This is a genomic window from Providencia sp. R33, from assembly GCF_019343475.1.
Lineage (GTDB): Bacteria > Pseudomonadota > Gammaproteobacteria > Enterobacterales > Enterobacteriaceae > Providencia.
In genome coordinates, this window is sequence record NZ_CP072453.1 from 1,709,496 (window position 1) to 1,724,076 (window position 14,581).

Sequence of the window (14,581 nt, forward strand, 5' to 3'; positions counted from 1 at the left end):
AGAAGCCGCTATGTTGTATGGCGGCTTGCTTTTACGTTAAATATTCCCCCATTCTTTGGTGCCAAGCGCCAACGTTTCCCTATTGGTTTTATTTATCTAAATTAAAGTGGATCACTAAGCTTACTAACGGAGATACACCCGCAGGCCTTTCCCCTACCGATTTATACTGTTTTGTTGCATCAAGCACCGCCTTTCCCAATATTTCACTGCGCTCAGATTTAACTATCGTGGCATTCACCAAATCACCTTGTTGCGTAATTTGAAAATGTACCACAACAGCGCCTTGAATCTGCATCGCTCGTGCTCGCCGTGGATATTGTTTATGGCGCTCTAATTCATTGCGCACTTTGGCTAAATATGCGAGCCGAATGTCCGTAATATTCTCCCCTGCGACTGAATTTTTCTGCGTCCCCGCTTCACCGCTGGCGACAGATTCGGCTTGGTTCTCCCCCAATTTTGCTTGTTGTTCGATTTCATCACTTTGGTCTTTTTTTGTTTTTTTCTCCGTTTCAATGCGTTTTTTAGGCTCAATCTTGCGCGGTTTCTCTGGCTTTGTGGGGATAATTGGCTTTTTAGATGACTGACCATCTTTGGCTTTCTCGCTGCGCGCTTTTGCTACTTCAATAGCAGCCTTATCGACCTCAATAGGCGAATGAATTGCCCCACCACTGTCATCAATAATCTCATCGACTTTAACGATGTGTTTCTCAATCACTGCTTGGGTCACTGCGATGGCGATAACCGGCGCATTTATTGGCATCATGATTTTGCTCGAATCACTGTGATTCAATAGGTGGTAATACACCAGCCCACCATGCAATGCAAGAGAGCCAATTATGGCAAATAGAAAACGTGAATTCGTCATTTTACATTCCAATAAAAAGCCCCTTATACCGAGGTACAAAGGGCTTACAGTTAGAATTTGCTGGTGACACTAAAGCGGAAAGCCCGCCCTGGCGCTGGCATCATGCTACGTGTCAGTGGGTCAATGTAATATTCATCCAGAAGGTTTGTCGCAATAAACTCCAACGATAGATTTTTATTCACATGGAAATTTGCGTAAGCATCCGTCGTAAACACCGCATTCCAACGCATTGGACTGTTATTTAATGGCATAAATTGATACGGGTATTTATCCATAAATTCCGCTTCGTCTTCATTTTTGGCCGTGCTGTGATAACGCATACGGCTACCAACTTCTAATGTTTCATCTAAGAAACGTAGTCCTAAGTTGGCATGAATACTGTATTTCGGCTGCAATTGAGTGCGCAAATAACCACCGGGGAAACCTGCGGTTATGCATTCAGAACCCCCAAATTCATTTTTAGGGTCCATCAACATAAAATTGACTTGGTCACACACCTCATTTTTTAAGCGGTAATCAATACCAATATCACCAAAAACAGCCCCGTTATCGTAACGGGCAAGTAGCTCTAACCCCGCCGTGTTGTGTTTATCAACTTGGGTAAAGTTTAGGTCCATATCCCTATCAAAGGCATTCGCCACTACGGTACTATAGTAATTGACTCGTAAATCAGCGTGGTTTTGTGCATTCAATAACTCTTGGAAATTACGCACATAACCCAGCTCTATGGTGTGGCTGCGCTCTGGTAAAAATGTGGGGGCAATATAGTTATCCACTGATCCACCAGAAAAACCGACAGTGCTTTCAAAAATACTGGGCATTCTGACCGTTTCTAGATAACGTGCAAAAATACGGTCATTTTCTGTCACATAAATAGTTGCCCCTAATGCAGGTGCCCACGCAGCATCTTCCTTTCTTTTTGGTGGTCTAAACCGTTCGTCACCTTTGAATTTAATTTCATCCCAGCGGTTTTGCGCATCACTTGCCCTATATTTTACGGTGGTGAGCTGCGTGACGGGGTCAACAACCGTTTCTTTTAAATCTATTTCACCGTTATAAAAAGGGTTATTTTTACGGGTAAAGCGTTTATTTTCATCCGCCTGCCATTTAGCTATTCCCTTTGTTTCTAAAATTCGAAACTCCAAGTCTTTTTTATCTCCCCTTCCACGCCAAAACTTTGCATATTCTAAAGAACGAGCAGGCATGCCTAATGCTTCTTCAACAAGTCGTTCTCGCTCATATGGTCGCCCATTTCTTAGTTCTTCAAAAGTCTGCCCTTTTCTATCAACATAGCTTTGGATTTTTTGGTACTCTTCAGGTGTCAGTACACGGGATAACTGGAAGTTTCTTGCCGTTTTTTCACTATATAAGGCAAACCGTTCATCTTTGGCTGCCACTCGCCTTTCTTTTAAAGTATCTTTCGACCAATAGCTGATGTATTGCGCCCCTGCATTGAACTTTAACCTATCTGTGGGCTGCCAATCCAACCTAACTGCGCCGTTATATTCCCTGCGCTGACCTTCCCGTGGAACGGCTCTAAACATGCCTGATTTAGGGGTAGTGCGTGAGCTATAAACATCAACTCGGCTATCTATACGCTCATCAATTAAATTGCCCATCAATGTTAAGCTAAAGTCTGGGGTAAGCTGGAATTTATTCGAAAGTGAAACACCGTGGCGGTTATTCAGCTGACTTAATTTAATGCCATCGACTAGTGTCCCATCAATATTGAGGTCTCTTGGTTTGTTCAGGTGCTTAAACTCATGCTGCCAATCTCTATCAAAGGGTTCTCTCGGCTGCCCCCCTGCCGTATTTGAATTTAAATCTGTTCGAGTTAGCCAATAACTTAAACGAAAATCCACCCAATTATGCGTCTCTGGCTTAAATGCATAATTTGCATAAAACGTATTTAAGGCGAGGTTAGCTAAAGGCCATTGGACCACTTTGCCATCCAAATCATTATAACGAATTTTGGATGGCATGATTTCGCCATAATGACTGCCCGTTCGGTAATAACCGAAGGACACATCTTGCCCGTTCGGCAACATAAAATTTAGCTTGGTCAACCATGTCGACATTTTCGCTGAAGTATTTCCGACCTCTTTATTTCGACCATAAACTTTAGCCGCGAAAGGAATGTAAGGGTCAATCTGTTTTTTGCCATAATTGCCATCATAGGTAATCATCTCTTCATCATATTGCTCCGCCCCACGGCTTCCCGCAAAATAGTTACCTTGATGGCGAACACTGTATGCCATCGTTACATTAAATTTTTCTTGTCGTGTGCCGATGGCAATACGTGCTGCGTTATCCTGTAAATTAAAAAAATTGGCGCTGCCCTTAGCGTGTGGGTTAATTAATACCTCTTGATCTTGAAAAAAAATGGCACAAAATCGGTCATAACTTAATGAGTCAAATAAACGTTTATCGTCGCGATAATCTATACCATGGTTTAATGTGCCGAGCCTTGGCTTAGTGGTATTACTGCTGGTTTCTAATTTAATATCAAAACCAAATTTGTCATCAGGGTTAACCACATCATCAATACCTATTGTACTGATTGCAATGCCACCCCCTGTTGATGTGCGCACATCACGGTCTAATGTTGCGCTTTTCATTACCAAAATACTGCTAATCATATTAGGGTCGATATAATTACGGTTGTTCGCTCCGTTATAGCCCCGCCAAACCGTGATTGCTTGCTCTGTACCATCAACAGTTACAGGAACTCGCCCTTGCCCTTGTATCCCTCGGACATTCGGGTCTAATGCGCCACTGTTACGTGCATCACCGCTGTAAACACCAACTGCATGGTTAATGGTATCCGCGGGGTTGGTGCCTTTATAACGTTCCACTTCCTCTTTACCAATATAGATGTTTGATTCATCTTTATCGTACTGTTCATCCGCCTTTTTTTTATCCCGCTGTTTGATCGTATTGGCTTTGTCATTAACCTGAATGGCACCAATATCTTCACGTAATTGTGCAGATAATACGCTTGGCATGCAGCATAGGGATAACCCTGTTGCAATATTGATTGCTATTACTGTCTTTACTTTCATTAATCCTTCCGGTGAAAATTAGAATCGCTTAATAAAATTGACACCGACTTCACTTTGCTTAAAAGAATAAATAACATCCGCTGTGCTTTTGTTTAATTGATTATTAAAATAGATAGATGGAGTAAATTTAAAGATACTTTTATTTCTGAGTGATAACTGTGTATTTAAATACCAATTATGGTCTTCCCTTTTAACATTAATACTTCTGTCAAAGGACTTAAACTGCGTATTCTTATACCCCGTACTTATTAATAGTTCGAACAAATCATAATAATTTAAAATATCAGCTTTAATGCCCTGCTGTTGATAGCTATCACTCGATAGTTTTTTATCCCTATTCACGCCATGAAAACTTAATGATAATACTGTACTTGGGGTTATTATATGTCGCCCCATGAGAAAATAAGACACTTCAAGGCCATCATTAAAATCATAATTAGCAATATGATAATTTTTATCGACTGATAAATAACCGGATAATGATACTTGTTCATCTAACGAATAGCCTATTGCCGATTTAATACCGACACTTGCATGTCGAAATTGGTTATCACACCAGTGTGTTTTGAACACAGGGAATAACTCAACTTTTTTAACGTCATCCTCAAACTGATAACCCGCACCAATAAATAAGCTATTTCTCCGGCTTGTTATATCTTTCATGGGTTCGATACCTGAACCACTCAACAGCCATTTCCCCGCGTGCTGTTGGTATATTGGGTACCGTTTGGAGAGGTCAACGCTATACTGCCATTTTCCACCCGCTATCGGTTTACTTCCACTGCCCATACAAATTCGATATGCACAATGTTGTTTGTTTTTATTTGAAGCCTCATTTAAATTCAAATTATAACTGGAACCAAGCTTGATGACGCCTTGCCAACTATTTTTATTTTGTAAGTAGGTTATTTGCTGGTTAACAAACTCTTTTATTCTTATCGGTAACTTATTTTTGTAACTAAGGCGTATTCCTTGGTATACAGATAACGCATCTTGGTCGCGTTTAATATCAAATAAAATCCTTGCTAGTTTTAATTCAACAGCGAGTGTATTTGGTTTATCCCTTAATATTTCTTGGTAATATAAAATCGCTTTATCATAATTTCGATTTATTATTTCTTTTTCGGCAAAAATAAATCTCACCAAGTTTTTATCATGCTGTTGATAGCGTATATATTCATTAATTATTGCATCAATTTTTTTTAGCTCTTTTTTACGCAGGAAATCATAAAGGAGAAAACCCATTTCGTCGATATTTTTTTGATTATTTTCTTCTAAATAATAAGAGCGTTGTTGATTGTGATTATTTGCTTTATTTAAAATATCAACAAAAGGTTTTTGTTTTTCAGCTTGAGATGAAACAAAAAAAGACAAACATGATAATAAAATAACAATAAAAAAATTAATTCCAATTTTAATAGTATTAAACATAAATAGTTTACCTTTATAAAATAAAAAGTAGGCAACGCATTGTGCCTACTTTTTACTCTTACATATTTAAGATTGGTTATTTAGTAATAATTAGTCCGCTTTTTTGCCACCAAATGCGGTGTCTAACTCATGGTTATCTTTGAATGAGGTGATACCGGCGACATGCTCCGCATTATCCCCAAAGAATTGCCCCATACTATCCCCTAGAAGAGAATCATGGGAAATGGCTTCGGCTGTTCCCTTAAATTTACCATCTTCAAAAACATCCCCTTCCATGGACTGCTTTAATTCATTCCCCTCCAGTAAGCCCACATACGACTTCTGACCAAAGTCGACATTAAAGGTACCTGTTAACTTACCTTCACCATCAAATTGGTTAACTCCCTCGATGTTATATACGGCGCTTCCATTGGTGGGAACTTCGGTGCTCGCATTGTTACCTGAAAAATAAGCGGTATGTGTGCTATCGCCATTTACCCCAGTTTGTGACCAATCCCCATAATAGATTTCAGCATCCGCAACTTGGCTAAATTGAAATTTACCCATATTGACATGGCGGCCGCCGCTGCTTTCTAACTGGTACACATCATCAGGTTTTTGCGTAGCCATCCCCTTCAAACCTGAAAATGCAATTGTCTTACCATTATGCGTACCGCGATAACCGATACCCGGTGTACCCGCAACTCCACCATGAGGCCCCCCCATTGCCTCAGTTTTATCGATACGAATATCAACAACACCGTCAGTATAACTTTGGCTTTGCTGTGATGTTGCCTCTGCAAATACACTGGTAGAAGCCCCTGATAATGACGCCATTAATACAACTAATGTTAATTTTTTCATTTGAATTCCCTTGTCTATGATTAACGAGGTTTATCCTCATATTGATGACTAACCCTATTTAGTCATTCCATTAAAGCGAGGTTGAGTATATGAAAATGATTTTCATTTACAAATAAGATAATTATAATTTGAATTTAAATAATTAATTCAAATAGAGTTTTATTTTCTTTTTATTTCAATAAATTATTTGATAGCCCATATTGTATTAATGGGTATAAATTAAAATTAAGTGTTAATATTTTACTTAAATAGATGGGATTTTAGGACTAAGTTCAATTTAAAAAATAGAATAATTTCATTAAAAATAAAAAACATATAAAAAGGAGAAATAAAAAAAGGAATAACCTTAATTATTCCTTTTTTTGCATGTCATTTTTAGACTAAATTTTAATTACAAGCTCGATAATAATTTAGTGAGCGGCTCAGCAAGCAATTTACCCCGCCAGCCTGCCAATAATTCAGGTGGTGTGCTGGAAGATTTAATTCCCCAGTGAATAGATAACAACTGATTTATTTGGCGCCTTGATGCTAATAACTCAGCATTAAATTTTTCATTTTCAGCAATATCTTTAACTACCGCTTTAATTTCTTTAAAGACATTTTTATATTGGCTTTGTTCGGTAATATTCGCCACTGGTGCTGGGTATTGGCTTGCATCAAGCTTCTTAGCTTGCTCAACAATGCTCAGCAAACGCTTACCATGGCAACGGATCTCTTGCCCTGTCAAACCAAGGCTATCTAACTCGCCAAGGGAAGTCGGTAAGAAACGAGCAACTTTCCACAAATGTTCTTCTTTCACCACAAAGTTAATCGCCATGTCCCGTGCTTTGGCTTGGTTCAAACGCCAATCAGCAAGTAGTTGCAAGCAAGCGAGTTGCTCATCACGTAACTGCCACGCATTGTGGATATTTAAGTACGCTTTTTCTGGTTTCAGGGCTTTTTGGCGACGGGCAACCACACGCAGACATTCATCTTTAGCATCATCTAAATAGCCTGCTTCAGTAACCTTTTGCATGAGAATTTCAGCTAATGGCAACAAATACAACACATCCGCAGTGGCATAGTCACATTGTTTCGCACTTAACGGACGTGCTAGCCAATCTGTCCGTGATTCACTTTTGTCCAGCTCAATACCTAGGTGCTCTGCAACCAATGATGCAAAGCCGCATGAAATTGGGTACCCCAGAAAAGCAGCAACGATTTGAGTATCAATCATAGGCTCCGGTACACAATCAAAATCATGCATAAACACTTCAAGGTCTTCACTCCCTGCGTGCAAAAATTTAAGCTGGTTTGGATTCGTCAGCAGCGCTTTAAAAGGGCTGAAATCCGATATTGAAAGTGGGTCAATCAACGAAACTTGCTTTCCATCATACAGCTGTAGCAAACCTAATTGAGGATAAAATGTTCTTGTACGAACAAACTCAGTATCCAGTGCAAGCCAAGGTGCATCGCTGGCCTCTTGGCATATTTGGGCGAGTTCGCTATCTGTGGTCACTAAACGATAATTCAAAACACGTTTCTCTTTGTCTATTTTCAGTACAGAGACGCCGGTATAAACCGGCGTCATCTATTCGTTATATTTATACATTCTAAATCACTTTTAGGCGGGTGACTTATTTCTTTTCAATTTTTCTTCATCGCGTAAGTCTTTTCGTAGGATTTTTCCAACGTTTGATTTAGGTAATTCTTCGCGAAATTCAAATATTTTAGGCACTTTATACGCAGTTAATGAACGACGGCAAAATGTTTTTAGCTCATCCCCCGTCAAATTCGCATTTTTCGTGACAACAAAAACTTTCACGGCTTCCCCTGTGCTTTCGCTTGGCACGCCAATCGCCGCGCATTCAATGACATCAGGGTGAGTTGCAATAACATCTTCAATTTCATTAGGGTAGACGTTAAACCCTGAAACAATGATCATGTCTTTTTTACGGTCAACAATGCGGATGTAACCCTCACTGTCGATTTCTGCGATATCCCCTGTCGCTATCCAGCCATCAACGATAGCTTCAGCGGTGGAGTCTGGACGGTTCCAATACCCTTTCATCACCTGCGGGCCTTTTACCCACATTTCACCAGGTTCACCTAGAGGGACTTCTTGGCCTTCATCATTAAGAAATTTCACATCCGTTGATGGAACCGGTAAACCAATACTACCACTATATGCCGTGAGATTATACGGGTTCCCCGTCACCAGCGGTGAACACTCTGTTAGGCCATAACCTTCAAGCAAATGTTTGCCTGTCAGTTGTTGCCACTTTTCAGCCACGGCTTTTTGCACCGGCATCCCACCGCCTACTGACAACCTTAAGCGTGAAAAATCCAACTTTTGAAACTCAGCATTGTGGATCCACGCATTAAACAGCGTGTTAACCCCAGTAATTGAGGTGATAGGATAACGCCCCAGTTGTTTGACGGTATCAGGGACATCCCGCGGGTTAGTGATAAGTAAATTAACGCCACCCACATTGATGAAAAGTAAGCAATTTACGGTTAATGCAAACACATGGTACAACGGCAACGCGGTCACCACAAATTCAGCACCAAATTTCAATACAGGGCCGTATGCGGCTCTTGCTTGTTCTAGGTTAGCTAACATGTTGCGATGGGTTAACATCGCTCCTTTCGCCACCCCAGTAGTTCCCCCTGTATATTGCAAGAAGGCTAAATCACCACCTGAAATATTGGGTTTAATGTATTGCATCCGATAACCATAATGCATAGCACGGCGAAATGAGATGGCATCGGGTAAATTGTATTTTGGTACTAAGCGTTTTACGTATTTAACGACAAAATCAACAATCGTCGCTTTAGGCCGCGAAAGTTGATCCCCCATACGGGTTAAAATCACGTGTTTAACTTTGGTGTTATAGACGATTTTTTCAAGTGTAGAGGCAAAGTTTGAGACAATCACAATCGCAGTTGTGCCGCTATCATTAAGCTGATGTTCTAACTCCCTTGGGGTATAGAGCGGATTCACATTCACAACAACCATTCCCGCTCGCAATATTCCAAATAAAGCAATTGGGTACTGCAATAAGTTAGGCATCATTAAGGCAACACGGTCACCTTTTTTAAGTCCCAGTCCATTTTGTAAGTAGGCAGCAAAGGCGCGGCTTCTTTCTTCTAATTTCCGATAGGTCATCACTGCGCCCATATTAATGAAAGCAGGCTGATCGGCATATTGAGAAACCGCGTTTTCCAGTAACTCTGCTAAAGAAGCGAAGCGATCAGGATTGATTTCTTCCGGCACATCAGCAGGGTAATTTTTTAGCCAGATTTTTTCCAAAATGTTGCTCCTGAATTTAGTGAAGTTATTATACTCAACGTCTCATTAACAAATTATTAACTCATTGTACCAGTTTGAAAAACAGACAATGTCAAGGTTGAGAGGTCTATCACTAAATAAATTTTGTTCCTTCAAGAAAAAACTGGGCGACATACGCCGCCCAGTTTTCTTAAATTTCGTTAATCAGATGTAAATCTGCATAAGTTATGCCTAATTATACACTGATCTAGACTAATTTTGGAGATGTTATCGGAAGAATCTGTAACCAATTCAACTTGTAAGCATGGGAATTAAAGGTTAATGAGGGATAAAGCACCTTTTAAAGCATTATTTACGTATATTTATCTAATGCTAGATAACGTGATGAAGTTTGGTATGAAAAAGCACAAAGCTGACATTCGGTACATGAATGCCAGCTTTGAAAGAGATTAATGATTATTCAGTTAGGTAGGTATGGACTTGTGCAGGGCCTCCTGGATAACCGTAACCATAACCCCAAGGGTGATTATAGTAGTACGGGTCGCCATAATAGCCGTAGCCCCATGGGCCTGACGGCGGGATCATCACACTTTGCGCGACATTCCAACGCTGGAAGCCTGTCACATCTAAAGTGACATATTTATAGGGGACTTGCCCAACTTTCCCCTGTTGTTCTCCGGTAATTTTTCCTACAACAGTCACATAGCGATTGGTAAAGTCGCTTGGCTCACGGAAACCATTAATATAAGCATAAATACGGCCAATAGATGGCGCATTAAGTTCTGGCGCAGCGTCGTATTTACTGAGTGCCATCACCGCAATTTCTAAACGTGTCCGGGTAGGTTCATTCGCCACTGCGAGAACTTTACCACCAAAACGTGCTTCCTGACCAATATACATTTCAGGTGCATTTTGTACAGATGTTAAGCTATCTGCGGGATTCTGAACTGACCCTTGAATTGATGCGGGTATTGAAACGCACCCAGTTAGTGCTAATACGCTTGCAACAAAAAGGCCTTTCAGTGCATTACGGCAGTTCAATTCGATGTTCATAGACTACCTCCGATTAGCAACAGTATAAATTTAGGTCATACGGTTTAAAATAGTCTGTATCAAAGAAGACACAATATGTTAAATCGGATAGATATAAATAGGATACTTATTAATCATATCCTATATTTATGAAGGATTCGATGTGTTTTTTTATCCATCAAAAAAAGGCTATCTGTGAAAAATAGCCTATTCATTTTGATGATTTTGTCGTTAGACTTATTCGCGACCTGGAAGTTTTTTCCACGTCACTTCATTACGTAAATAGGTCGGTTCCACATTTTCAACCGCAACGGTTTTACCTTGAAGCCATAATTGCGCAGCAATAGGCAGCATATCTTGTGCAGCAGGTAGGGTTATTTGGCTGTTATTGAGAGATTCATAACCGTCTAGTAATGATGGATATGCTTCCCACCCTGTTCCTGCATAACTCCATTGCCCTGAAATACCAGCAAATTTGGTTTTAAAGTCGTCAGGTAATAAGACCGCTTCAGTTTCTTCACCCTGCCAAGCACCGTCAGCAGCACGTGAATATTGTGCGCAATAGATTTCAGACATACGGGCATCTATCGCCACCAGCACGTTTGATTGGTTGGTTGTACGAAATACCCCTTGCGCCAAGGTCATCAACGATGACACGCCAATCATCGGTAAATCAGCTCCGAGTGCTAAGCCTTGAGCAATGCCCACACCAATACGCACACCAGTAAAACTTCCCGGCCCGCGGCCGAACGCGAGTGCATCTAGTTGATTTAAAGTGACACCTGCCTCTGCTAGTACTTCCCCGACCATTGGTAAAACTTTTTGCGTGTGTTCGCGAGGTGAAATAGCAAAACGTGAGATAATGTCATCACCACATAATAGTGCGACAGAACAGGCTTCAGTTGCTGTATCGACAGCAAGAATACGACTCGACATGCCTAAACTCCGGCAAATTAACAGATTTCAATTGAAAGATGCTGCTTATAGTAACATAAACCGCCGACAGGATTGCAGAAAAACACGCAGTTATTTCGCAGCGGCCTGTGTCCTCTTTTTCGCAAGAAAATTTATCGCTTTGGTTAAACTGCGGGTTCGTGGTGATGGTGGCAAACTGCGTAAAAATACTTCACCATAAGGACGCGTGACTAAGCGATTATCGCAAATCACTATCACCCCGTAATCACTGGTATCACGAATTAAACGCCCCACCCCTTGTTTTAAGGTGATCACTGCATCGGGTAATTGCACATCCGCGAATGGATCACCGCCACGCAGTTCACAATCTTCAATACGTGCTCTTAATAGGGGGTCATCGGGCGCGGTAAAGGGTAGTTTATCGATGATCACACAGGTTAACTCATCACCACGCACATCTACGCCTTCCCAAAAGCTACTCGTCGCGACTAACACCGCATTACCTGCGGCAATAAACTGGGCAAGTAATTTATTTTTACTGCTTTCCCCTTGCATCATCACGGGCAGGGTCAACGAGGCTTTAAACTCTTCAGCCAGCTCTCGCATCATTAAGTGAGACGTACAGAGAAAAAAACAACGCCCCTGATTTTTTTCAATCAACGGCCGCAACATGGTTGCCAACTTCTGCGCGCTACCCCGTTGGTTTGGCTCAGGTAAAAAACGCGGAACACACAGCATCGTTTGGCTTTCGTAATCAAAAGGGCTGGCTAACAACAACGTTTTCGCTTTAGTGAGCCCTAAACGATCCGTAAAGTGGCTCAATTTTTCATTCACAGAAAGCGTCGCAGAGGTAAACACCCAGCTCGCTGGTGTACCTGCTATCATTTCGCTAAATTTATCTGCAACCGTGAGGGGGGTTAATGCGAGTAAAAAGTGACGACCATAACTTTCGAACCAATAACTGTAGCCAGGAATAGTAACATCTTTTAAGCGATTCAATCGGTTACGGTAGATAGTCACGCGCTCAAAAATAGAGTCTAAACTTTGGGAACGCCCTAACGACGTTTTAATTACCTCATAACAAAGTTCTAAGGAATCATCGAGCAAGGTTAAGGCACGCTGAACTTCATTCAGTTTTAATAAATCACGCAAATTGCCACGGAAGCTATTTTCCCCCAGATTCAAGCGAAAATCTAAAGTGCTCTGTGTCAGTCTATCAGCACTTTTTTGCAGTTGAACTTGGTCTTTTAATTCCGTGCGATAGGTCATTATCATATCGCGAGCAAGATCGAGCAATTGCCGGCTACTTAGCTGTTGACCAAAATATTGGCTAGCAATATCAGGAATTTGGTGGGCTTCATCGAAGATCATCACATCGGCTTGTGGGATCAATTCCCCAAAACCGGTGTCTTTAACAACGCGATCCGCCATAAACAAGTGATGGTTAACCACCACGACATCCGCTTCTAGCGCTTTTCGGCGCGCTTTTAACACAAAGCACTCTTGGTAACGCGGGCAGTCACTGCCTAGGCAGTTGTCGTTGGTGCTAGTCACCAATGGCCAAACAGGGCTATCTTCTGCAATGTCATGGCAAGTGCTGGTATCACCTAGCTCAGATTCAATAGACCAGCTGCGCAATCGCACCACGGCGGATAAAATTTCAGGCTCTAAGCTCCCCCCACCCAATGATTGCTGATCTAACCGCTCTAAGCACAAATAGTTCGAGCGCCCTTTTAGTAAAGCTGTACGCCCGGTGTAATTCATCGCATTAATAATCGTTGGCAGGTCACGGTGATAAAGTTGGTCTTGCAGTGCTTTTGACCCCGTGGAAACAATTACTTTTTTACCGCTTCTTAGCGCTGGTACTAAATACGCGTAGGTTTTCCCTGTTCCTGTACCCGCTTCTGCGACTAAAACATGTTGTTGTTCAATGGCCTCTGTGACTGCATTAGACATCGTCACCTGCGCGGCACGCGGTTGAAAACCTGAAATTGTTTTAGCCAAAAAGCCGTCAGCAGAAAAGTCGTCGTGCACTACAGAAACCTATTTGTCAGCAAAAATAAGACGCTCACTTTACCATGAGTTATTACTCTGTGCTGTTCTAATTATGGTTTCATTGATCAAGCGATTTTCATCCCGCCCGCAAGCTGCTATCCTTTAACTGAATAAATAAGAAGGAATAATTATGACTATTAAACGTATTGACCCCGATAATCGTTGGTCTGAAGCTGTTATTCACAATAATGTGATTTATTACACCAGTGTTCCCGAAAATTTGGATGCCGATATTGTCGCTCAAACAGCGAATACATTAGCCGCTATTGACGTGATGTTAGAGCGTGTCGGTTCTGATAAGAGTAAAATTCTTGATGCCACCATTTTCCTTGCGGATAAAGCTGACTTTGCGGGGATGAACCAAGCATGGGATGCATGGGTAGTTGCTGGTAGCGCACCTGTTCGTTGTACAGTTCAAGCCCTACTGATGAAACCTGAATACAAAGTTGAAATCAAAATTGTTGCGGCAATTGATTAAGCCAGTTTTTTCATAGAGAAAAGGGCTACCGTTTTTGGTAAGCCCTTTTTTGTTTGTGGTGTCGCTAGGCGACAATCGCGCTAATCCCAAGGAGCATACATAAGTATGTGACTTGGATTAGCAAGTGCAGCCAACAACCTGACGACACAATATACAACACATTCATGCGCTAAATAGTTTGTGGTGTAGCTAGGCGGCAATCGCGCTAATCCCAAGGAGCATAATAAGTATGTGACTTGGGTTAGCAAGTGCAGCCAACAACGCTACAGCACAAAATATAACGCGCATGACGTGCATTAGGACATCTTAATCAACACCATACCTAACAACAGCAACACTATTCCACCCCAGCCTTTATAATTCAGCCGTTGGTTAAACAGTATCCACCCTGCTGCCACTGTTGCGATGATCCCGAATGCGCCCCAGAGCGCATAAGCGATGGATAGCTCAATGCCTTTTACCGCTTGCGCGAGAGAGCTAAATGCCCCCAGCACAGCCACCAGCGAGAGGATACCAAGCCAATATCGTTTAAAGCCATTCGACATTTTTAACAAGATATTCGCAATGATTTCCAATACAACGGCTAGGATCAAAAACGCAGCATGCCACCATTCAAAATGACTGGCCAT

General features: G+C 41.5%; 11 protein-coding genes. 1 reads left to right on the top strand and 10 read right to left on the bottom strand.

The features are described 5' to 3' along the window. Positions 1–88: 88 nt before the first annotated feature. From J6836_RS08065 to J6836_RS08105, 9 genes are all read right to left on the bottom strand, one after another. The gene (locus J6836_RS08065; protein ID WP_219248333.1) at positions 89–865 is read right to left on the bottom strand and encodes an energy transducer TonB; all 777 of its coding nucleotides are present in this window, start codon (positions 863–865) and stop codon (positions 89–91) included. A 50-nt stretch (positions 866–915) separates the two neighbouring features. After that, entirely contained in the window at positions 916–3,927 is a 3,012-nt protein-coding gene (locus tag J6836_RS08070) for a TonB-dependent receptor domain-containing protein (RefSeq protein WP_219248335.1), read from the bottom strand. 18 nt (positions 3,928–3,945) lie between these two features. Next, entirely contained in the window at positions 3,946–5,358 is a 1,413-nt protein-coding gene (locus J6836_RS08075) for a porin family protein (RefSeq protein ID WP_219248336.1), read from the bottom strand. 90 nt (positions 5,359–5,448) lie between these two features. Continuing rightward, positions 5,449–6,201: a Slam-dependent surface lipoprotein gene (locus tag J6836_RS08080; RefSeq protein WP_219248339.1), complete on the bottom strand. Its 753-nt coding sequence runs from the start codon at positions 6,199–6,201 to the stop codon at positions 5,449–5,451. 391 nt (positions 6,202–6,592) lie between these two features. After that, positions 6,593–7,714 (bottom strand): ribonuclease D, encoded by a 1,122-nt coding sequence (gene rnd, locus J6836_RS08085; RefSeq protein WP_219249444.1) that lies wholly within the window; start codon positions 7,712–7,714, stop codon positions 6,593–6,595. Between the two features lie 90 nt (positions 7,715–7,804). Next, on the bottom strand, positions 7,805–9,493 hold the full coding sequence (fadD, locus tag J6836_RS08090; protein ID WP_219248341.1) for a long-chain-fatty-acid--CoA ligase FadD: 1,689 nt from the start codon (positions 9,491–9,493) through the stop codon (positions 7,805–7,807). Between the two features lie 435 nt (positions 9,494–9,928). Next, positions 9,929–10,525, bottom strand: coding sequence for a Slp family lipoprotein (locus J6836_RS08095; RefSeq protein WP_219248343.1), 597 nt, complete (start codon positions 10,523–10,525; stop codon positions 9,929–9,931). 216 nt (positions 10,526–10,741) lie between these two features. Then, positions 10,742–11,440 (bottom strand): tRNA (adenosine(37)-N6)-threonylcarbamoyltransferase complex dimerization subunit type 1 TsaB, encoded by a 699-nt coding sequence (gene tsaB, locus J6836_RS08100; RefSeq protein ID WP_219248345.1) that lies wholly within the window; start codon positions 11,438–11,440, stop codon positions 10,742–10,744. Between the two features lie 90 nt (positions 11,441–11,530). Next, on the bottom strand, positions 11,531–13,453 hold the full coding sequence (locus tag J6836_RS08105) for an ATP-dependent DNA helicase (RefSeq protein ID WP_219248347.1): 1,923 nt from the start codon (positions 13,451–13,453) through the stop codon (positions 11,531–11,533). Positions 13,454–13,604: 151 nt separating this feature from the next. Between J6836_RS08105 and J6836_RS08110 the strand changes: the two genes are divergently transcribed. After that, complete coding sequence (locus tag J6836_RS08110; protein ID WP_004254978.1) at positions 13,605–13,952, top strand: RidA family protein; 348 nt, start codon at positions 13,605–13,607, stop codon at positions 13,950–13,952. Positions 13,953–14,248: 296 nt separating this feature from the next. Here J6836_RS08110 and mdtI read toward each other — a convergent pair whose 3' ends face one another. After that, entirely contained in the window at positions 14,249–14,581 is a 333-nt protein-coding gene (gene mdtI / locus J6836_RS08115; protein ID WP_042843883.1) for a multidrug/spermidine efflux SMR transporter subunit MdtI, read from the bottom strand.

Excerpts from the sequence above, each read along its gene's own strand:
- J6836_RS08095 (WP_219248343.1), bottom strand. The coding sequence starts at position 10,525 with ATGAACATCGAATTGAACTGCCGTAATGCACTGAAAGGCCTTTTTGTT.
- J6836_RS08065 (WP_219248333.1), bottom strand. The coding sequence starts at position 865 with ATGACGAATTCACGTTTTCTATTTGCCATAATTGGCTCTCTTGCATTG.
- J6836_RS08080 (WP_219248339.1), bottom strand. The coding sequence starts at position 6,201 with ATGAAAAAATTAACATTAGTTGTATTAATGGCGTCATTATCAGGGGCT.
- J6836_RS08070 (WP_219248335.1), bottom strand. The coding sequence starts at position 3,927 with ATGAAAGTAAAGACAGTAATAGCAATCAATATTGCAACAGGGTTATCC.
- J6836_RS08075 (WP_219248336.1), bottom strand. The coding sequence starts at position 5,358 with ATGTTTAATACTATTAAAATTGGAATTAATTTTTTTATTGTTATTTTA.
- J6836_RS08110 (WP_004254978.1), top strand. The coding sequence starts at position 13,605 with ATGACTATTAAACGTATTGACCCCGATAATCGTTGGTCTGAAGCTGTT.
- mdtI (WP_042843883.1), bottom strand. The coding sequence starts at position 14,581 with ATGGCCAGTCATTTTGAATGGTGGCATGCTGCGTTTTTGATCCTAGCC.
- tsaB (WP_219248345.1), bottom strand. The coding sequence starts at position 11,440 with ATGTCGAGTCGTATTCTTGCTGTCGATACAGCAACTGAAGCCTGTTCT.